Source organism: Herbaspirillum sp. C7C8 (assembly GCF_022627875.1).
GTDB lineage: Bacteria > Pseudomonadota > Gammaproteobacteria > Burkholderiales > Burkholderiaceae_D > Herbaspirillum.
The window spans coordinates 96708-116173 of the sequence record NZ_JABXGG010000003.1; the positions used below are offsets into that span (position 1 = coordinate 96708).

Annotated in this window: 17 protein-coding genes; 11 read left to right on the forward strand and 6 right to left on the reverse strand. The window is 62.8% G+C overall.

The annotated features are described in order from the left end of the window. Positions 1 to 32 precede the first annotated feature (32 nt). The gene (locus tag HWE01_RS05000) at positions 33 to 1220 is read left to right on the forward strand and encodes a serine hydrolase domain-containing protein (RefSeq protein WP_008332662.1); all 1188 of its coding nucleotides are present in this window, start codon (positions 33 to 35) and stop codon (positions 1218 to 1220) included. A gap of 155 nt (positions 1221 to 1375) precedes the next feature. On the opposite strand, the gene HWE01_RS05005 is transcribed toward HWE01_RS05000, so the two are convergent. Continuing rightward, positions 1376 to 3691: a penicillin-binding protein 1A gene (locus HWE01_RS05005; protein ID WP_081486099.1), complete on the reverse strand. Its 2316-nt coding sequence runs from the start codon at positions 3689 to 3691 to the stop codon at positions 1376 to 1378. Between the two features lie 351 nt (positions 3692 to 4042). Between HWE01_RS05005 and pilM the strand changes: the two genes are divergently transcribed. From pilM to HWE01_RS05050, 9 genes are all read left to right on the forward strand, one after another. Further along, positions 4043 to 4942 (forward strand): pilus assembly protein PilM, encoded by a 900-nt coding sequence (gene pilM, locus HWE01_RS05010; protein ID WP_241821213.1) that lies wholly within the window; start codon positions 4043 to 4045, stop codon positions 4940 to 4942. Between the two features lie 8 nt (positions 4943 to 4950). Further along, positions 4951 to 5505: a PilN family protein gene (locus HWE01_RS05015; protein ID WP_241821214.1), complete on the forward strand. Its 555-nt coding sequence runs from the start codon at positions 4951 to 4953 to the stop codon at positions 5503 to 5505. After that, a complete protein-coding gene (locus tag HWE01_RS05020; RefSeq protein WP_241821215.1) occupies positions 5502 to 6089 on the forward strand; it encodes a type 4a pilus biogenesis protein PilO in 588 nt (195 codons plus the stop codon). The genes HWE01_RS05015 and HWE01_RS05020 overlap by 4 nt, the downstream gene beginning before the upstream one ends. Further along, on the forward strand, positions 6086 to 6757 hold the full coding sequence (locus tag HWE01_RS05025) for a hypothetical protein (protein WP_241821216.1): 672 nt from the start codon (positions 6086 to 6088) through the stop codon (positions 6755 to 6757). The genes HWE01_RS05020 and HWE01_RS05025 overlap by 4 nt, the downstream gene beginning before the upstream one ends. After that, positions 6754 to 8793 (forward strand): type IV pilus secretin PilQ, encoded by a 2040-nt coding sequence (locus HWE01_RS05030; RefSeq protein ID WP_241821217.1) that lies wholly within the window; start codon positions 6754 to 6756, stop codon positions 8791 to 8793. The genes HWE01_RS05025 and HWE01_RS05030 overlap by 4 nt, the downstream gene beginning before the upstream one ends. A 199-nt stretch (positions 8794 to 8992) precedes the next feature. Further along, positions 8993 to 10792 (forward strand): bifunctional shikimate kinase/3-dehydroquinate synthase AroKB, encoded by a 1800-nt coding sequence (aroKB, locus tag HWE01_RS05035; RefSeq protein ID WP_008332674.1) that lies wholly within the window; start codon positions 8993 to 8995, stop codon positions 10790 to 10792. A 2-nt stretch (positions 10793 to 10794) separates the two neighbouring features. Continuing rightward, positions 10795 to 11946, forward strand: coding sequence for a deoxyguanosinetriphosphate triphosphohydrolase (locus HWE01_RS05040; protein ID WP_034351432.1), 1152 nt, complete (start codon positions 10795 to 10797; stop codon positions 11944 to 11946). Between the two features lie 449 nt (positions 11947 to 12395). Then, on the forward strand, positions 12396 to 13151 hold the full coding sequence (locus HWE01_RS05045) for a DUF5610 domain-containing protein (RefSeq protein WP_241821218.1): 756 nt from the start codon (positions 12396 to 12398) through the stop codon (positions 13149 to 13151). Continuing rightward, on the forward strand, positions 13151 to 13651 hold the full coding sequence (locus HWE01_RS05050; RefSeq protein ID WP_241821219.1) for a hypothetical protein: 501 nt from the start codon (positions 13151 to 13153) through the stop codon (positions 13649 to 13651). Before HWE01_RS05045 ends, HWE01_RS05050 begins: the two co-directional genes overlap by 1 nt. A gap of 41 nt (positions 13652 to 13692) precedes the next feature. Here the strand turns inward: HWE01_RS05050 and HWE01_RS05055 are convergent, their stop codons facing one another. The 4 genes from HWE01_RS05055 to HWE01_RS05070 all read right to left on the reverse strand — a co-directional run bounded on the left by HWE01_RS05055 (position 13693) and on the right by HWE01_RS05070 (position 17720). Next, on the reverse strand, positions 13693 to 14049 hold the full coding sequence (locus HWE01_RS05055) for a hypothetical protein (RefSeq protein WP_241821220.1): 357 nt from the start codon (positions 14047 to 14049) through the stop codon (positions 13693 to 13695). Further along, positions 14046 to 14504 (reverse strand): hypothetical protein, encoded by a 459-nt coding sequence (locus tag HWE01_RS05060; protein ID WP_241821221.1) that lies wholly within the window; start codon positions 14502 to 14504, stop codon positions 14046 to 14048. The genes HWE01_RS05055 and HWE01_RS05060 overlap by 4 nt, the downstream gene beginning before the upstream one ends. A gap of 22 nt (positions 14505 to 14526) precedes the next feature. Then, positions 14527 to 14889 (reverse strand): hypothetical protein, encoded by a 363-nt coding sequence (locus HWE01_RS05065; RefSeq protein WP_241821222.1) that lies wholly within the window; start codon positions 14887 to 14889, stop codon positions 14527 to 14529. A 479-nt stretch (positions 14890 to 15368) separates the two neighbouring features. Further along, on the reverse strand, positions 15369 to 17720 hold the full coding sequence (locus HWE01_RS05070) for a Tex family protein (RefSeq protein ID WP_241821223.1): 2352 nt from the start codon (positions 17718 to 17720) through the stop codon (positions 15369 to 15371). Between the two features lie 242 nt (positions 17721 to 17962). On the opposite strand from HWE01_RS05070, the gene pth reads away from it, so the two are divergent. Next, positions 17963 to 18541: an aminoacyl-tRNA hydrolase gene (gene pth / locus HWE01_RS05075; RefSeq protein WP_008332680.1), complete on the forward strand. Its 579-nt coding sequence runs from the start codon at positions 17963 to 17965 to the stop codon at positions 18539 to 18541. Positions 18542 to 18609: 68 nt separating this feature from the next. Here the strand turns inward: pth and HWE01_RS05080 are convergent, their stop codons facing one another. Further along, positions 18610 to 19377, reverse strand: a complete 768-nt coding sequence (locus tag HWE01_RS05080; RefSeq protein ID WP_008332681.1) for a DsbC family protein — start codon at positions 19375 to 19377, stop codon at positions 18610 to 18612. Positions 19378 to 19466 lie beyond the last annotated feature (89 nt).

Here is a 19466-nt window from a genome sequence, read left to right on the forward strand (position 1 = left end):
ACAATAGGCTCACCACCCCAGGAACGAGCCCCATGCCCCGCACCCGCACCACCACCCTGCTCGCCCGCGGCGCCGCCGCGCTGCTGCTATTGCTGGCCGGCGCCGAGATCGGCCGGCGCATTGCCGACCTGCCCGGCCTGCCAACCCTGATCGATCTGCAGTTCGACCTGACCCCGCACAGCCAGAGCTACAAGGTGTTCGAGGCCAATCCGATTGCGCGCTCCAGCCATCCGCAAGCGCTACCCACGGCGCTGCGCACGCTCGATCTGGAGCTGCCCTGGAAGGACGGCAAGCGACTGCCGTTGATCGACTTCATCAAGGGCACGGCCACCCAGGCCTTCGTGGTGATCCAGGATGGCATTGTGATTTACGAGCACTACCTCGATGGCTATGATGCCAAATCGCGCTTTGCCTCGTTCTCGGTGGCCAAGTCCTTCGTCTCGGCGCTGACCGGCGTGGCCCTGAAGCAGGGCAGGATCAAGTCCCTGAACGAACCGATCGGTCGCTATCTCAAGCCCGACGAGATTGCGCCGGCCTACGCCAACATCACCATCGCTCAGTTGCTGGACATGCGCTCGGGCATCGATGTCGAAGAGAACTACGGTGGCTCGCTCGCTTCGCCGGTGGTGCGCATGTACGTCAGCACCGACCTGCAACGATTCATCGCCCGCCGCGACGGCCTGCGCTTTGCGCCCGGCTCACGCTTCGAATACCGCAGCATCGATACGCTGGTGCTCTCGCGCGTACTGGCGCGCGCTACCGGCATGCGGCTGTCCGATTTCGCCCGGCAGGCGCTGTGGGAACCGCTGGGCATGGAACAGGATGCCAGCTGGAGCGTCGACAGCGCCCGCCATGGCGTGGAGAAGGCCTTTTGCTGTCTCAATACCACGGCGCGCGACTTCGCCCGTCTTGGCTTGCTGTACCTGGATGGCGGACGCATCGGTGAACAACAGATCGTCAGCCCCGCCTGGGCTGCCGCACCGCGCCAGCCGGTCAACAACGGCAATGCCCTGGACTACCGCGATGGATGGTGGATCCCGCCGGGCAACGCCGATGATCGCGACTTCTCGGCCATTGGCGTCTTCGGCCAGTACATCTACGTCAACCCGGCCACGCGCACGGTGATCGTCAAACTCAGCGACTACGGCACCGAGCAGGACGAAGTGCTGACCCTGCTGGCCATGCGCAGCATCAGCCATGCGGTGTCCGGCAAGGATTGATCCGGCCGGCACAATATTGATGCCCATGAAAAAACCGCCTGTCTTGCAACAGGCGGTTTTCATTTGGAGCGACGATCAGCGGAAAAATTTTAAATGATATAAATCGTTTATATTTTTTATCCGAACATCGGAAATCAAAAACCGGAAATCAGAAATCAGAACAGCTCGTTCTTCATCTGCGTCTTGGCCTTTTCTTCTTCCGGCGTCATGCCACCGCGATCGCCCATGCCCAGATCACGCACCATGGCGCTGGGCGGGAACTCCGCATAGTAGTACTCGCCGCCCGATTCGATCACGCCATCCGGCACCTTGCGGTCCACATTGGGCACGTCCTTGAGGGCCTTGGACATGTAGCTGATCCATACCGGCAGAGCCAGGCCGCCACCGGTTTCGCGGTCGCCCAGGCTCTTGGGCTGGTCGTAGCCGATCCAGGCAATGGCGGTCAGGCCGGGTTGATAGCCGGCGAACCAGGCATCCATGGAATCGTTGGTGGTACCGGTCTTGCCGGCCAGATCGGTGCGCTTCAACGACAGTGCCTTGACGGCCGTGCCATGACGTACCACGTCGCGCAACATGCTGTCCATGATGAAGGCATTGCGGGCATCGATGACGCGGTTGGATTCATCGTCGGCAGTGGCCGGCTTGGCCTGGGAGAGCACCTCGCCGTTGTTGTCGGTGACCTTGGTGATCAGGTAGGGATTGATCTTGTAGCCGCCGTTGGCAAACACCGAGTACGCGCCCACCATCTGCAGGGGCGTGACGTTGCCCGCCCCCAGCGCCAGGGTCAGGTAGGGCGGATTCTTGTCGGCATCGAAGCCGAAGCGGGTGATGTATTCCTGCGCATACTTCACACCCACCCGCTCGAGGATGCGGATGGAGACCAGGTTGATCGACTTCTGCAAGGCGCGGCGCATGGAGATCGGACCTTCGAACTTGCCACCGTAGTTCTTCGGTTGCCATACCTGGCCGCCGGTCTGGGTGAAGGTCAGCGGCGCATCATTGATGATGGTGGCCGGCGACAAGCCCTTTTCCAGCGAGGAGGAATAGATGAAGGGCTTGAAGGACGAACCCGGCTGGCGCCAGGCCTGCGTGACGTGGTTGAACTTGTTGCGGTTGAAGTCGAAGCCGCCCACCAGCGAACGGATCGCACCATCATGCGAATTCACCGAGACGAAGGCCGATTCCACTTCCGGCATCTGGGTGATGATCCAGTTGCTGCCATCCTGGAACACCCGGATGATGGCGCCACGACGAATCTTCTTCTGCGGCGGTGCCTTGTCCGACAGCAGGTTGGCGCCAAAGCCCAGACCGGCGCCGGAGATGCTGATCTCCTCGCCGGTGGCCAGCATGGCGGTGATTTCCTTGGGCTTGGCTTCCAGCACCACGGCCGAGACCATGTCGTCACTGTCGGGGTGATCGGCAAGTTCCACGGCCACCGCATCTTCCACGACCTCCTTGGTGGCCTTCTCGGGCAGGTCCATGTAGCCTTCCGGACCCCGATAGCCATGGCGGCGCTCGTAGTCGATGATGCCACGGCGCAGGGCGATGTAGGCGGCGTCCTGGTCGGCCTTGGTGATGGTGGTGAAGACGTTCAGGCCGCGCGTGTAGGTCTCGTCCTTGTACTGCGCGTAGACCAGCTGGCGCGCCATTTCGGCCACGTATTCGGCGTGCATGCCGAAGGCCGAGCTATCGCCCTTGACGTGCAACTCCTCATCCTTGGCTTGCTGGTATTGCGCATCGGTGATGTAACCCAGCTGGCGCATGCGCAAGAGGATGTACTGCTGGCGCGCATGTGCGCGCTTGGGATTGACCACCGGATTGTAGGCCGAGGGCGCCTTGGGCAGGCCGGCCAGCATGGCCGCCTCGGCGATGGTGAGATCCTTGAGCTGCTTGCCGAAATAGATCTGGGCGGCCGAGGCGAAGCCGTAGGCGCGCTGGCCCAGATAGATCTGGTTCATGTAGACCTCGAGGATCTGGTCCTTGGTGAGGTTGTTCTCGATCTTCCAGGCCAGCGGGATCTCGTAGAAGAACTTGCGCACCGCCTTCTGCAGGAAGGTCGGCTCGTTGCTGGTCAGGAAGAAGTTGCGTGCCACCTGCTGGGTAATGGTGGAAGCACCGCCACCGCCGCCGGAGAGGTTGGAGAAGGTGGCGCGCACAATGCCCTGGTAGTCGACACCACCGTGCTCGTAGAAACGGTCATCCTCGATGGCCAGCACGGCCTTCTTCATGATGTCCGGGATGTCCTTGAAGTGGACCAGGTTGCGGCGCTCCTCGCCGAATTCGCCGATCAGCACGCCATCGGCGGAGAAGATGCGCAGCGGGATCTTGGGACGATAGTCGGTCAGCGTATCGAGGTCGGGCAGCTTGGGATAGGTCAGGGCGACGACGAAGGTCGCGCCCAGGATCACCATCACCACCAGACCCAGCACGGTACCGAACAAACCCAGGATGATGCGCAGCGACCAGTGCAGGCGCTTGCGGGGCGCCTTTTCTGCGGGGGCATCCGCCGATGCCGGTTTGCGTTGATCGCCGCCGTTGGAAGAGGAAGACATTCGAATTAAGCGTTAAAGCAGGCCGAAGCTGCGGGCCGGAGCCGGGTGAAAGAAACAAGCCCGCATTATAGCGGCTCGCCCTGACGGGCCGCGTGGCGAGGTGTTGCAAATAGACCAAAGGACAACGGGCCGGTTCCGGGCAGGATGCGGGGAAGTGCGGCATTGGGGGCAAATTGCTGAAAATTGGCGGGCATTCCTCAAGTTTTCGCTATTCCCACCCTGCCGAACAGGCCGGAGAATCCGAAGCTTCCCTTTGCATGAGAATGGCATATGGCAGGCTTCTCCCTCTTCTTTGGTCGCAGCAACCCACGCCTGTGCGCTGGCCTCGACATCGCGCCCGACCGTGTGCGACTGGCGCTGCTGCGCCGCATCGGCCAGCGCGCGCAACTGCTCAAGCTCACCCAGCGGCTGACCGGCGGGGTGATCTGCCAGGACGGGCAGATCACCGATTTCGAGGCGCTGACGCTGATCTGTCGCTCCCTGCTGGACGAACCCGGTTGCGAGGGCGCTGCCGTCGCGCTGGCGGTACCGGCGCGCTGCCTCACCGGCCAGCGCCTGGTGCTGCCGGCCGACGCCCATCCGCTGCAACGGCAGCAGCAGGTCCACGCCGAGATGGCCGCCTACGGCATCAGTGCCGAGGACCATGCACTGGATTACCGCGAGCTCGGCCCGCAGCCGGGCTCGCCGCTGGACCGGCAGGTACTGGCGGTGGCCGCTTCGCGCCTGGCCATCGAGGACCGCCTGTCGCTGGCCGCGGCCATCGCCCGCCCGCTGGCCACGCTGGCGCCGGAAGACCTGTGTCTGGCGGCCTGGCTGCGTGAGGACAGACGTACCGACCAGACCGCCATACTGCGACTGGATCGCGGCGCGCGCTGGCTGCTGCATGGTGATGGGCCCAGCCATGCCCTGCCCGAGGTCAGCGCGCGTGGCGCTCACCTGGCGCTGCTGGCCTGCGCTGCGCCCCTGCTGAAGCCCTTGCCACGCCGGCTGCTGTTGAGCGGCGACCATCCCGCCCTGGGGCCGATCGCCCGCGCCTTCGCCAAATACGGCGGGCTCGATGCCCAGATAGCCGCCCCGCCTTCCGCGTTGATGCTGGCTCCGCAGATCGCCGCGCAGATGCCGCCCGATTATCAGCTTGCCCTGGCCCTGGCATGGGAGGGACTGGCATGAGATGCGGAATGGATTTTTCGCGCTCCCCGGCGCAGCGGCGGCGCGCGCGCGAGCGCGGCTTTTATCGGATGCTCGCCTGCGCCCTGCTGCTGGGCGCTGCGCTGGCAGCCCTTCCCGGCTGGCGCGTTCGCCTGCATACGGCGTCGCTGCAAGAGGCCAATGCGCTGCTGACCGGACAGTTGCACACCCTGACTCCCCAGGCCCGGCAAAGCGCCGCGTTGCGCAACCAGATTGCGGCGCTGGAAAAGCAGGTCACCGCGCACCAGCAGTTGACCCGACGTCGTCAGCAGGCTCCCCACCTGATGCGAACCGCGGCGCAGGCGGCCCAGTCCACCCCCGGGCAAATCCGGCTGCACCGGCTTCTGTTGCAAGGGGAGCGCGGCGAGTTGCGCGGGCAGGCCGCCAGCGCCCAGGCGGTGCGCGACTTTGTCGTCGCCCTCGACGCCGCCGGACTGGACGGCACCGCCCTGCATGACCTGCAGGCTGAGGACGGTGCCTATGCCTTCACCCTGGCCATCCCCTTGCAGCCCTCCCCGTCGCCCGCGCAAGGAGCTGTCCGGTGAGCCAGGTCCGCTGGCGCACGCATCCGGCGCACTGGCCCCGGTTGGCGCGCCTGGCCCTGTGCTTGCTGGTGGCGCTGTCATGCGCCGGCAGTGGACTGCTGCTGGCCGTGAGCGATCTGGAAGACAGCCGCCAGGCAGCGCGCCAGCGCCAGCAGGATTTGCGTGCGCAGTATCAGGCGGCACTGACGCAGCGGGCGCAGCAGCCTGCCCTGCGATCACGTGAAAGCGCGCTGCTCATGCAGCTGACCGCACAACAGGCGCAGTTATGGTCGGCCGACCAGTTGCAGCCGGATCTGCTGCACACCAAGCTGGCCCGTCGCGCCAGTGAATGCGGACTGACACTGGAATCCTTCAAACCGCTCAGCGGCAAGCTGGCCGCCACCATCGCGCTGCGCGGCAGCCACGCCGGCCTGCTGCGTTTCGTCGAACTGGTCAGCAGCCTCCCCCTCCCGGTGCTGTTCGAGCGGCTCGACATCAACGTGAGCGAACAGGGCGACCAGGCAATACTGCAGCTACATGCCACCGTGAGCACCCCCGGGGCTGCTCTCGTTTCCGGAGGTGACACGAAGGAGTCCGCACCATGAGCCTGCCCTGGCTGGTCTTGCTGCCGCTGTCGCTGGCGGGGATCGTGGGGGGCGTGTTGCTGACCATCGATCCTCCCGATGAAGTGCAGGCCACGCGGGCCTGGATCGCGCAACTGCAGGCGCGGCCCGCGTCCCCCCTGCCCCTTCCGGCTGCTGCCGGACTGTCCGGACCGGCGACGGATGACGCACAGCCTGCCGAGCATGCGGACTTGCCCGATCCCTTTGCGCTGAGAGAAGCCCCACCCGCCAGCCCGCACCGGCAGACCATCTCCCATGTTGACGCCCGCGACGATGAAGACGAGGAGCAACACAGCGGGCACCAGGCCGCGACCGGCACCGCCACTCCACCCGTCCCGACGCCGGCACCCGAGCTGCGACTGCTGGGCACGCTGCGGCGCGACCAGCAATGGATCGCCATCGTCGAACTGCAGGGGAGCACCCGGCAGTTGCAAACCGGCGACGAGCTGCCCGGCAGCCTGGGCCGGGTGCTGGCGGTGCGTGAAGAGGAAATCGATATGGGCCGGGAAGACGGTGCCCGCCAAACCCTGACCATGGCCAGCCTGCCGACGGCCAGTGCGCCAACGATGGCGGCGACGCGCCTGGCCCCGACCCGCGCGCCGATGCGCAGCGTCCGGCGCCGCCTGATCCGACCCGGAGTATCCCCATGAAGATGATCCTGCTCCTGCTCGCCCTGCTGGTGAGCCAGCTTGCCAGCGCAGAGAACCGACTGCTGTCCCTGCACCTGCATCCGGGTGCCGACGGCACGATGCTGGAACTGCGGCTGCAGGCACCGATGGACCCGGCACAAATCGGGACCTTCCATCTGATCAATCCACCGCAACTGGTGCTGGACCTGCCACGGACCAGCGCCGTCGACACGCTTGCCCGCACTCTGGCCGGCAGCGGTCTGGTCAGGCGCATCCAGCTCGCCGCCGATGATGAGCGGCTGCGCCTTCAGGTTTCGCTCAAGCAGGCCGTCACCTATCAACTGCGCGCCGATGGGGATCGTCTGATGGTGGAACTGGCGCAGCGTCCTGCGGCGGATCCGGTCGCGCTGCAATCGATTGAGCTGCGCCGTGGCCCACTGGGCGAGGCGCGCATGACAGTGGAACTGGGCGGCAACGAACACACCGTGCAGGTACGCCAGCTGGGCTCACGCCTGATCGTCGACATCGCCGGAGCCAAGGTACCGCTGGCCTTGCGGCGGCAGGTGGAGACCAGCCAGTTGGGTACGCCGGTCCAGCAATACCGGGTACTTGGCCATCAGGACGGCGCCCGCCTGGTGCTGGAGATGCAGGGCGCGTGGCGCTACCAGGCTTACCAGACCCGGCGGCAGCTGATGATCGATGTCCTGCCGGTCAGTCCGGGCGCTGGCGGCAGGAGCGCGGAGACGGGCTTGCAGGAGGGCAAGACCTATGGCGGGCAGCGGCTCTCGTTGAACTTCCAGAACATTGACGTGCGCACCGCCCTGCAAGTGCTGGCCGAGCAGGGCAGTGTGAACATCATGGCCAGTGACACGGTCACGGGACAGTTGAGCCTGCGCCTCAAGGATCTGCCCTGGGACCAGGTGCTGGATCTGATCCTGCAGGCCAGGGGGCTGGAAATGCGACGCCACGGCGAGGTCCTCTGGGTTGCGCCACGCGACGAGATGCTCGCGCGCGAACGCCTGGAGCTGGAGCAGAAGGCCAGCATCGCCGACCTCGAACCACTGCACGCCGAAAGCTTCCAGCTCAATTACCAGCGCGCCGATACCTTGCGCAAGGCGCTGGGCATCGGCGAAGACGGCAGCACCCAAGCCAATCGCCGCAACGCCCTGCTCTCGCGACGAGGCAGCGCCATGATCGACGGCCATACCAACCAGTTGCTGGTCACCGATACCCTGGCCGTGCTGGCCAACGTACGCAAGCTGATCGAGCGCATCGACGTGGCCTCCCGCCAGGTCCTGATCGAAGCCCGCATCGTGGAAGCCGATGACAGTTTCTCGCGCAACCTGGGCGTCAAGCTCGGGCTGGCCGCCACCACCCGCGGGGCCGCCGTGGGCAATGGCTACGCCGCCATCGGCGAGCGCAGCGGCCAGACACCCGCCACACCTGATCTGTACCTGCGCGAACCGGCCCTGAACTTGCCGGCCGATGGACTCAGCGGTGCCGCCCCCGGCAGCTTCGCCTTCACCCTCTTCAATGCCGCCGCGCAGCGCTTTCTCAACATCGAATTGTCGGCGCTGGAGGCCGAAGGCCGCGGCAAGATCGTCTCCAGCCCGCGCCTGGTCACAGCCGACCAGCAGGCCGCGCTGATCGAACAGGGCGAAGAAATTCCCTACCAGCAAGCCGCCGGTAACGGCAGCACCGCCACCGCCTTCAAGAAAGCCAACCTGAAGCTGGAGGTCACCCCCCAGATCACGCCGGATGGCAACGTCATCCTCGATGTGGACGTCAACAAGGACAGCCGGGGCAGCGTCACGCCCGGCGGACTGGCCATCAACACCAAGCACATCAAGACCAAGGTCCAGGTGGAGGATGGCGGCACGGTCGTCATCGGCGGCATCTATACCCAGACCGACAATGACCATGAGACGCGGGTGCCGCTGCTGGGCGACATCCCGGTGCTGGGGGCGCTGTTTCGCAGCCAGAGCAAGGTGCGGGACAAGACTGAACTGCTGATCTTCCTGACCCCACGCATCGTCGCCGCGCCGCGCCCGTATTGAGCCGCAAGGACCTGACCACGGGATTTTTCCCCGGTGGCGGGGCAAAGAACGGTAAAATCGCTGTTCCAGGCCCGTGGCGCCGGGCGCGAGCCCGCCAGCAGCGGGCAACACAGCCGTCCACCGGGCGGCAGGCGACCGTGCCGGCAGACGTGCGGCGCCATGACATTGGCCAGTAGCGCAAAGCGCAGAATTCTTAGATATGACGGGAAGCATCTTCCTTGTCGGCCTGATGGGAGCCGGCAAGACCACCATAGGCCGGGCCCTGGCCAAAAAGCTGAACAAGCGTTTCGTCGATTCGGACCACGAGATCGAAGCGCGGACCGGCGCCACCATCCCGGTGATCTTCGAGATCGAGGGCGAGGAGAACTTCCGTCGCCGCGAAGCCGAGGTCATCCGCGAGCTCGCAGCCCAGCCCGACATCGTGCTGGCCACGGGCGGCGGTGCGATCCTGCGTGCCGAGAATCGCGAGAATCTCAAGAAAGGCGGCACCGTCGTCTACCTGCGTGCCAGCATCAACCAGATCCTGCAACGCACCGGGCGCGACAAGAACCGTCCGCTGCTGCAAACCGCCGACCCGCGCCGCAAGCTCGAAGAGCTGTCGCGCCAGCGCGATCCGCTGTATCGCGAAGTGGCCGACTTCGTGGTCGAGACCAACCGGCCCAATGTGCAGTTCCTGGTACAGACCATCATCAGCCACCTGGAACTCTCGCCCAAGGAAGGTGCCTGGCAAGCGGTACCGGCACCTGAGGAAACCATCGTCCTGGAAACCGCCAGCGCAGTCCTGACCCAGGCTGCCGATGGCACCACCACACTCTCGCGCAGTCATTCCACCCAGATCCTTCATGGCGCTGCCAGCGCCGAACCCAGCCTTCGCAGCATGAACCAGAACATCGCCTCCGCCGCCACCACGATCGCCTCCCTGACCCTCAACGTCGACCTGGGCGAGCGCAGCTATCCCATCCACATCGGCCGCGGGCTGCTGGACGACCCCACCCTGCTGCCGCAATACGTCAAGGGCAAGCGCGTGGCCATCGTCACCAATGACAAGGTCGGCCCGCTCTACCTGGACAAGGTAGCGCAGGCCCTGCGCGCAGCCGGCAAGCAGGTCACCGAGATCGTGCTGCCCGATGGCGAAGAGGAGAAGAACTGGGCCAGCCTGATGAAGATCTTTGATCGTCTGCTGGCCGACAAGTGTGATCGCAAGACCACTCTGGTCGCGCTGGGTGGCGGCGTGATCGGCGACCTCACCGGCTTTGCCGCGGCCTCCTACATGCGCGGCGTGCCCTTCGTGCAAGTGCCCACGACCTTGCTCTCGCAGGTGGATTCGTCGGTCGGCGGCAAGACCGGCATCAATCATCCGCTGGGCAAGAACATGATCGGGGCCTTCTACCAGCCGCAGGCCGTCATCGCCGATACCGCCACCCTGCACACCCTGCCTCCGCGCGAGCTGGCGGCCGGCATAGCCGAAGTCATCAAGCACGGCGCCATCATCGATGCGCCCTTCTTCGACTGGATCGAAACCAATATGGCGCGCCTGGTCTCCAAGGATGACGCCGCCCTGGCCTATGCCATCCAGCGCTCCTGCGAGATCAAGGCCGAGGTGGTGCGCCAGGACGAGCGCGAAGGTGGCCTGCGCGCCATCCTCAACTTCGGCCACACCTTCGGCCACGCCATCGAGAATGGCCTTGGTTATGGTCAGTGGCTGCATGGTGAAGCGGTGGGCTGTGGCATGGTGATGGCGGCGGACCTGTCGCAGCGCCTGGGCTACATCGATGCCGCCACGTGCGAACGCATTCGTGCCGTGACCGCCGCCGCCGGCCTGCCCACCGTGGCTCCCGACCTGGGCACGGAACGCTGGCTGGACCTCATGGAAGTGGACAAAAAGAATGAAGGTGGCGCGATCAAGTTCATCCTGATCAAGCCGCTGGGCAGTCCTCTGATTACCAACGCGCCGCAGGAGTTGCTCTTGCAAACCCTGGCGGCCTGCACCGGAGCATGAACATGCACACTGAAGCGCCTGACCATCTCGCCCCCTATGCCGCCCACTCGGCAAGTTCGCGAGGTCGGCGCTACAGTGAAACCCCGCCCGGATCGCGCAGCGAGTTCCAGCGCGACCGTGACCGCATCGTCCACTCCACCGCCTTCCGCCGTCTCGAATACAAGACGCAGGTCTTCGTCAATCATGAGGGCGACCTTTTCCGTACGCGCCTGACCCACAGCATCGAAGTCGCACAGATTGCCCGTTCGTGCGCGCGCAACCTGCAACTGAACGAAGACCTGGTGGAAGCCATCTCGCTGGCACACGACCTGGGCCACACTCCCTTCGGTCATGCCGGGCAGGACGAGCTGAACCACTGCATGAAGCATCACGGCGGCTTCGAGCACAACCTGCAGAGCCTGCGCGTGGTCGATGAACTGGAGCAGCACTACGCTGCCTTCGATGGCCTGAACCTCACCTTCGAGACGCGCGAGGGCATCCTCAAGCACTGCTCCCTGCACAATGCCCGGCAGCTGGGCGAGATCGGCGTGCGTTTCCTGGAAAAGAAACAGCCTTCGCTGGAAGCGCAACTGGCCAACCTGGCCGACGAGATCGCCTACAACAATCACGACATCGACGATGGACTGCGTTCCGGACTGCTGACCATGGAACTGATGAGCGAAGTCGATTTCTTCGCGCGCCATCTGCGCGAGGTCGAACAGACCTACCCCGGCATCACTGGCCGTCGCGTCATTCATGAGACGGTGCGTCGCATGATCAATGCACTCATCATCGATCTGAACCAGACCTCGCGCAGCCGCATCGCCGAGATCGCACCCCGCGACATCGAAGATGTACGCAATGCACCGCAGTTGATCGCCTTCTCCGATGCCATGGCTGCCGAAGCCGCCATCCTGAAGAAATTCCTGCGCGAGAAGCTCTACCGCCATTACCAGGTCAACCGCATGACCGCCAAGGCACGCCGCATCATCGCCGAGATGTTCGACACCTTCATCGGCCAGCCCAACCTGCTGCCGCCGGATTATCAGGTCAAGGGCATCGTCGATGAAACCCAACGGCTGGACAAGCAGGCGCGCAAGGTGGCCGACTACATCGCGGGCATGACGGATCGCTATGCCATCCGCGAACATCGACGCCTGTTCGTGATGGAGTGAGGCGTGAGCGAGTGGGTGCAAAGCCCACGTTGAACGCAGTGTCTCGAGACGTTGCGTTTTCGTTCAGCTCATCCGTGCGCGCTCATTGTCTTGCTGCCAGCACGATTTCATTACCTCACTGCAATTGAAATCCCGCTGCCAGCAACTTGCGCACATTTCGTTACATTTTTTCTTGATTGCCTGTGCCCATCTCAGGCCGCCCGACGGCACGCACGGTATCGCCGCAAATCCTTTTCCAGCAAGGCTCTTCGAAAGATTGCGCGAATGCAATGCAGACTTGTCAACGAACTATCCCAGAAACTGAAGGATGTAAATTTCTGTCAACATCAAGTCCGCTTTGAACGGGCCGTTATGCAGCAATGGAGTGGATGCGCATGGTGCGCAGTTTCGCTTCCGTGGATCCGTCTCCCCCTTGATGCCCGGATCCCCTTTTTTTTCAGGAGACCGTCATGGCAATCGGCAACACCACCGGCGTGGACACCAAGTCCCTGCTGCCCACCACCTCCGCTTCCCCCTCGTCGAGCTCTGCAGGGGCGTCTGGCAACGACCAACTGTCCGCGACCTCGGACGACAGCGCCAGCAGCGACAAGATCGCCCAGGCCAAGCAAGCCAACCTGCTCACCGTGAGTGGTGCCAAGGCCCAGTTCAACCTGTCCATCGTGCAATCATCGCTGGAGGTGTCGCTGCAGACGCAGAACGATCCGCTGTCACTGGTCTACAAGACGGCCATCGAGAACATCAACGACATCCTGCGCCCGCAGCTGGGCGACAACGCAATCCAGACGGCGGCAACGCAAGACAATTCGCCCGAGGCTACGGCCGGGCGTATCGTTTCCTTCATCACCAACATGTTCGACCTCTTCAAGCAGAACAACCCGGACAAGGAAGACGCCAGCAACATCGATGACTACATGAATCTCATCTTCAAGGGCGTCGACCAGGGCTTCAAGGAAGCCCGCGGCATTCTCGATAGTCTCAACGTGCTGCAGGGTGACATCGCCGGCAACATCGACAAGACCTACGACCTGGTTCAAAAGGCGCTGAGCGACTTCATCAACAAGGTCAAGGGCGGCAAGCAGGAGGGTGAGGATGGCACCGGCAGCGATGGCAATGCGGATGGACAGGGCGGCACGCTGGTGGCCAGCGAGACGACGGTGAGCATTTCCGTCTCGGTGAGCCAGACGCGGATCAGTACCAGCGCGTGATGCGATCCGGCGCCAAGCTGGACATCACCCTGCTGACGGTCGCCAACGGGCGGCCGTTTTTTTTATCGGTCTTTGGAGAGGCCATCGAGCCATTCGGCTGTCTCGTCAAAGCCGCTGTTCTGCGCATGGACGTTGACGGCCCTGAACAACAGACAGTGAAAGACCAGGGAGAGAATCTGGGCCGCGAAGAAGAACAACCATTTTCCGGGGCCACCGGAAAATTGGAATTCCGGCTCGAAGATGAGAAAGAGCTCAATCGCGCTGGCCACGGCCTGGATCACGCACAGTATCTTCATCACCGCGGCGCCGATCCGGCTGGGATGGAGGTAATGAATCCACGGTATGGCGGCGATCACAAGGAGCAGCAGAACATCGAAACCGATCGGCGGACCGAACCGCCTCATGATCAGGCGCAAGATGGTATTGAAAGTACCGAAGGCGATGAAGGCAAGCAAGGCCTTCAGCAGACGGGGATGATCGAGTTGATACACAGGTTCTGATTGCAAATCACACTCCTTGGCATAAAAAACATGACCCACGACTAAGCGTCTTCACGCGTCACCTGACTCGCATAAGCGGTGACGAGCACCCAGGCCACCGACAGAACAAGATCCATCGCCGTTGCAATCCCTGTGTTACCAAGGCTTGCAAGATCAAGGTGGAAATCAGCCAGGCGCCACACCTCTCCCAGCATGAATAGATAAGGCAGCAGCATGAACGCGATGATGAGCAGCCATCCCGTGCGGGTCGGCATCGCGTAATGCCAGATCAGCAGCCATAGCGGGATGAGAAAGAACAGCGAATAAGCGCTGGCGAAGACCAGTCCGCGAAAGATGCAGACTCCGGTGAATACGATGACGGCCAACAGCAGCTCGGGGTATTTCAGGCGCTTGCTCATCCTTGGGCCTCGGGCTGACCCGGAACGCTGGACGCATCAGGCGGCGTCGTCTGCGCGGGACCGGAGGTGATACGCGCCGCATAAACGATGAGGAACAAGAAGACAAGGGGCAGCGCGGATGGCAGTAAATACAGGGCAAGATAGTCTGTCGGCAGGGAGCTGTCGGAGAACAAGGTATAGATGAAGATCAACTTCCAGAGGAGATACAAGCTCGCTACCGCGGCGAGGGTAGCGATACAGTGATATCCGCCCTTGCTGGGAAAGAGGTAATGCAGTGTCAGAATCAACGGCAGCAGCAAGGATGAAAGCAGGAAGCGCTCCTGAAGCCATAGATAGATCAGCACATTCAGGGAAATGCTGAGGACGGTCAGGATCAAAATGAGCACAAGCAGCAGTCTCGCTCTTTGGATGCGTATATTTTTCATGGTGACGGGAGGTTCCAGGAGGATGGTCATGACAGGGGCACCGGATGCTCGTTCAGACCATGGCGTTGTTCACTTGGGCGGCGTAGAAAATCAGCAAGACCATTGCCACCATCGTGATCAGGAAACTGGCGAAGAGAACGGAAAAACCAGAATAGTCTCCGAAGCTCACTGGGTAACCGGAAGTGCGCCATATCAGTCCTGTGACCAGCAGGACTGGCAGTACCATGCAGCCGGTGATCAGCCACCATCCGAGTCTGCTCGGCCAGTGGTAGTGCACCAGCAGCAAGGCCGCATGGAATAGCAACACCATCGAAAAACCTGCTGTCAGTTCCGATCCGGCCAGCGCGAATGTTCCGATGATCAGGATGAGGAAGCGAAACAGCTTCGGGTGTTTCAGTTGGCTGCGCTTGATCATGCGGGAGCGAAAGAAAGGCGGGATGGAGCAAAGGCCGCCGGGATACACGAGGTCTGGAGGAAAAGTGCCCGCAGGCCGCTTGCTCCAGGGCGCCGGGCGAACGCGCGCCGCTGACTGATTGGGTCAGGCAGATGCGGTGACCACTGCCGATCTCCCACGTGCAAACTCATCCTCGGTTCCTTTCCATGATCGCGATGTCCGGTCTGGACGAGAGGAAGGAGCGTTGCGGCATCTCATCGACAGACACGACTACGAGGGCAGCCATGGTAATGAAAGACGAGTCCATCGCTCACAAATGCAGCGTTTTACATGGCATAACTAAAAATAGTTGGAGAACTCTATGGCATCGGGCCGCATGTTGTGGGCCGCATAAAAAAAAAATGGCTGCTCCCACAAGGAGCAGCCATCGTTCATGGACTTCATGAGGCATGGGCATCCACAAAAGCGGATGCCCATGACAACGCAGTCAGCCGTTCACATCACCCACGCAACTTGGCAAACGCCGCCGCCATCGCATTGTTGGCCGGTGCCTGCTCACGCCCGCGCTGGTTCTGGTGTTGCGACAGACGGCGCGAATCGGTGCGATCACCGCGCTGTTCGTTGCGCGCGCCCGGGGCAGGCGCGGTGTCGTTCAGGCGCATGGTCAGGGCGATGCGCTTGCGCTTCTCGTCCACTTCCAGCACCTTGACCTTGACCACCTGGCCCGCCTTGACCACGGTGTGCGGGTCCTTCACGTAGCTGTTGGACAGCGCCGAGATGTGGACCAGGCCATCCTGGTGCACGCCGATGTCGACGAAGGCACCGAAGGCCGCCACGTTGGTGACCACGCCTTCCAGGATCATGTCCACGCGCAGGTCCTTGATCTCTTCCACGCCTTCCTTGAAGGTCGCGGTGGTGAATTCAGGACGCGGGTCGCGGCCCGGCTTGTCGAGCTCCTTCAGGATGTCGGTGACGGTGGGCACACCGAACTTCTCGTCGGCATACTTGGCCGGAGACAAGCCCTTGAGCAGCGAGGTCTGGCCCAACACGCTCTTCACATCCTTCTTGATGTCGACCAGGATCTTTTCCACCAGCGGATAGGATTCCGGGTGGACTGCCGAGGCATCCAGCGGGTTCTCCCCATTCATCACGCGCAGGAAGCCGGCCGCCTGCTCGAAGGTCTTCTCGCCCAGGCGCGGCACCTCGCGCAGGGCTGCGCGCGAATTGAACATACCCTTCATATCCCGATAGGACACGATGCTCTGTGCCACGCTGGCGTTCAGTCCTGAGACGCGCGCCAGCAGCGGCGCGGAAGCGGTGTTCACATCGACCCCAACCGCGTTGACGCAGTCCTCGACCACGGCATCCAGCGAGCGCGCCAGTTGCGACTGGCTCACGTCGTGCTGGTACTGGCCCACGCCGATGGACTTGGGATCGATCTTGACCAGCTCGGCCAGCGGATCCTGCAGGCGGCGCGCAATCGAGACCGCGCCACGCAGCGACACGTCCAGGTCCGGCAATTCCTTGGAGGCGAATTCGGAGGCCGAATACACCGATGCGCCCGCTTCGGATACCACGATCTTGGTGAGCTTGAGCTCCGGGCGCAGCTTGATGAGGTCCTGGGCCAGCTTGTCGGTTTCACGCGAGGCGGTGCCGTTGCCGATCGAGATCAGCGAGACATTGTGCTTCTCGGCCAGTTGCGACAGGGTGTGCAGCGAACCGTTCCAGTCATTGCGCGGCTGGTGCGGATAGATGGTGTCGGTGGCCACGACCTTGCCGGTGGCGTCCACGATGGCGACCTTCACGCCGGTACGCAGGCCCGGGTCCAGACCCATGGTCGAACGCGGGCCGGCCGGTGCGGCCAGCAGCAGGTCCTTCAGGTTGCGGGCGAAGACGTTGATGGCTTCGGCCTCGGCCTTCTCGCGCAGATTGGTCATCAGCTCGGTTTCGAGGTGCATGAAGACTTTCACGCGCCAGGCCCAGCGCACCGTGTCGGAGAGCCACTTGTCGGCCGGACGGTCCTTGTTGGACACACCGAAACGTGAAGCAATGCGACCTTCGCAGGGATTGTGCGGGGCATCCCACTTCGGCTTCTCTTCTTCGGTATCCAGGCGCAGGATGACGTTCAACATCTCTTCGCGGCGGCCACGGAACAGCGCCAGCGCACGGTGCGAGGGGATGGTGGAATAGGTCTCGGAGTAATCGAAATAGTCGGCGAATTTTTCACCGGCATCCTGCTTGCCCTCGATCACCTTGGATTCGACCACGCCATGCTCGGTGAGGTATTCGCGCAGGCTTTGCAGCAGCTCGGCATCTTCCGAGAAACGTTCCATGAGGATCTGGCGCGCGCCATCGAGGGCGGCCTTGGTATCGGGCACGCCGGGGTTGTCGCCGTTGTCGGTGGTGAAGGCGGGCTTGATGAACTTGGCCGCTTCTTCTTCCGGGTTCAGGGTCGGATCATTCAGGAGCGCATCGGCCAGCTCGGTCAGGCCGGCTTCGGCGGCGATCTGGGCCTTGGTGCGGCGCTTGGGCTTGTAGGGCAGGTAGAGGTCTTCCAGGCGGGTCTTGTCTTCCGCGTGGGTGATGGCGTCCAGCAGCACGGGCGTCATCTTGCCCTGCTCTTCGATGGAGGCGATGATCGCGGCGCGGCGGCTTTCCAGCTCGCGCAGATAACGCAGACGTTCTTCCAGCAGACGCAGTTGGACATCGTCCAGTCCGCCGGTGACTTCCTTGCGATAGCGGGCGATGAAGGGAACGGTGGCACCTTCGTCCAGCAAGGCGATGGCGGCAGCGACCTGAACCGGCTTGGCGGCGAGTTCAAGGGCGAGTCGTTGTTCGATAGAAGGCAGCATGGTGAAACCCAGTCAACAGTTGAGCAATTAAGCAGTTAAGCGTTTATGCAGTAAGGAAAAACAAGCGTTGGATGATACGCAATTCGGCCAGCCAAGCCAATCTTGACATTGCCCGATGGCACTCCGAAGCGAGGCCGCATGGGCTTCATCGGGTCATACCCGGCCACGCGCGGATTGGACGCGCGGCCGCAAAGCCGGGATAATCGACGCTTTCGCACTGCGCGTCCTCGTCTTTTTGCACCATGTCCATCCGCCTCATCGTCGGTCTCGGCAACCCCGGCCCGGAATACGAACAAACCCGCCACAATGCCGGCTTCTGGCTGGTCGACAACCTCGCCGGCCCGGTGCGCCTGGCGCGCGAGCAGCGCTTCAACGCGCTGGCGGGCAAGACCAGCATCGCCGGCAACGAAGTCTGGCTGCTGGAACCACAGACCTACATGAACCGATCGGGACAGTCGGTGGGCGCACTGGCGCGTTTCTACAAGATCAATCCGGACGAAGTGCTGGTGGTGCATGATGAACTGGACCTGCCACCGGGCGTGGCCAAGATCAAGAAAGGCGGTTCCTCGGGCGGGCACAATGGCTTGAAGGACATCACCGCCGCCCTCGGCACCCAGGACTACTGGCGGCTGCGCCTGGGCATCGGTCACCCGCGTACGCTGGGGCTGCAACAACCGGTGGCCGACTTCGTGCTGCATCGGCCGCGCAAGGAAGAACAGGCGCTGATCAACGAGGCGCTGGACAAGAGTCTGAACGTCATCCCCCTGCTGGTGCAGGGCAAGTTCGAACAGGCCATGATGGAACTGCATACCGGGAAGTAAGCCCCTGCAGAGCAAAGCACGGATGAACGAAGGGCGCCCGCCATGCGAGCGCCCTTTGCTTTATCTGCTTACTTCAGCGAGGACAGCTTCTGTTCCAGTCCCTTGGCATCGACTGCACCCGGGATGCGCGAGCCATCGGTGAAGAAGATGGTCGGTGTACCGGTGACCTTGAGCTTCTTGCCCAGCGCCAGCACTTCTTCATGCGGTGCATTGCAGGAGGCCGGGGCCGCCGGAACTTCCTTGCCGTTGAGCATCCATTCGTTCCATGCCTTGCTCGGATTGGGCGCGCACCAGATGTTGCGCGACTTCACGATGGAGTCCGGCGAGAGGATGTTGTACTGGAAGGTGTAGTAGGTGATGTTGTCCACTTCCTGCAGGGTCTTGTGCAGGCGCTTGCAGTAGATGCAGTTGGGATCTTCGAAGATGGCGATGACGCGCTTGCCATTGCCCTTGACGGTCTTGATGGCCTTGTCCAGCGGCAGCGCCGAGAACGGCACCTGGTTCAGCGAATCGATCTTTTCCTTGGTGTAGTCGCGATAGGTCTGCGAATCGACCACGCGGCCGATGAAGAGGTACTGGGCCTTGGCATCGGTATAGATGACGTCGCCGTCGACCTGGATTTCATACAGGCCGGCGTAGGGGGTCTTGGTGACGGACTCGACCTTGGCATCCTTGCCCAGGCGCGGTTCAATCAGTTTCTTGATGGTGGCCTCGGTGCTGTCGGCGGCCCCGGTTTGCGCATGGGCGGTCACGCCCACGAGGGTGGATGCCAGCAGACATGCTGCCATGCTCAGATGGCGCAAGGAGCTCGCACCTGCGGTCAAAAAATTTTTCATACTCATCCTGATTCAAATCAAACGCGCTTCCAATCTTCGGAACATCGGCCGCAAAGCCGCGCCGGAACTGGGGTTGCACATGTCTATCA

Excerpts from the sequence above, each read along its gene's own strand:
- HWE01_RS05060 (WP_241821221.1), bottom strand. The coding sequence starts at position 14,504 with ATGACCATCCTCCTGGAACCTCCCGTCACCATGAAAAATATACGCATC.
- HWE01_RS05045 (WP_241821218.1), top strand. The coding sequence starts at position 12,396 with ATGGCAATCGGCAACACCACCGGCGTGGACACCAAGTCCCTGCTGCCC.
- HWE01_RS05055 (WP_241821220.1), bottom strand. The coding sequence starts at position 14,049 with ATGAGCAAGCGCCTGAAATACCCCGAGCTGCTGTTGGCCGTCATCGTA.
- pilM (WP_241821213.1), top strand. The coding sequence starts at position 4,043 with ATGGCAGGCTTCTCCCTCTTCTTTGGTCGCAGCAACCCACGCCTGTGC.
- HWE01_RS05070 (WP_241821223.1), bottom strand. The coding sequence starts at position 17,720 with ATGCTGCCTTCTATCGAACAACGACTCGCCCTTGAACTCGCCGCCAAG.
- HWE01_RS05025 (WP_241821216.1), top strand. The coding sequence starts at position 6,086 with ATGAGCCTGCCCTGGCTGGTCTTGCTGCCGCTGTCGCTGGCGGGGATC.
- HWE01_RS05050 (WP_241821219.1), top strand. The coding sequence starts at position 13,151 with ATGCGATCCGGCGCCAAGCTGGACATCACCCTGCTGACGGTCGCCAAC.
- HWE01_RS05065 (WP_241821222.1), bottom strand. The coding sequence starts at position 14,889 with ATGATCAAGCGCAGCCAACTGAAACACCCGAAGCTGTTTCGCTTCCTC.
- HWE01_RS05030 (WP_241821217.1), top strand. The coding sequence starts at position 6,754 with ATGAAGATGATCCTGCTCCTGCTCGCCCTGCTGGTGAGCCAGCTTGCC.
- HWE01_RS05040 (WP_034351432.1), top strand. The coding sequence starts at position 10,795 with ATGCACACTGAAGCGCCTGACCATCTCGCCCCCTATGCCGCCCACTCG.
- HWE01_RS05080 (WP_008332681.1), bottom strand. The coding sequence starts at position 19,377 with ATGAAAAATTTTTTGACCGCAGGTGCGAGCTCCTTGCGCCATCTGAGC.
- HWE01_RS05015 (WP_241821214.1), top strand. The coding sequence starts at position 4,951 with ATGGATTTTTCGCGCTCCCCGGCGCAGCGGCGGCGCGCGCGCGAGCGC.
- aroKB (WP_008332674.1), top strand. The coding sequence starts at position 8,993 with ATGACGGGAAGCATCTTCCTTGTCGGCCTGATGGGAGCCGGCAAGACC.
- pth (WP_008332680.1), top strand. The coding sequence starts at position 17,963 with ATGTCCATCCGCCTCATCGTCGGTCTCGGCAACCCCGGCCCGGAATAC.
- HWE01_RS05000 (WP_008332662.1), top strand. The coding sequence starts at position 33 with ATGCCCCGCACCCGCACCACCACCCTGCTCGCCCGCGGCGCCGCCGCG.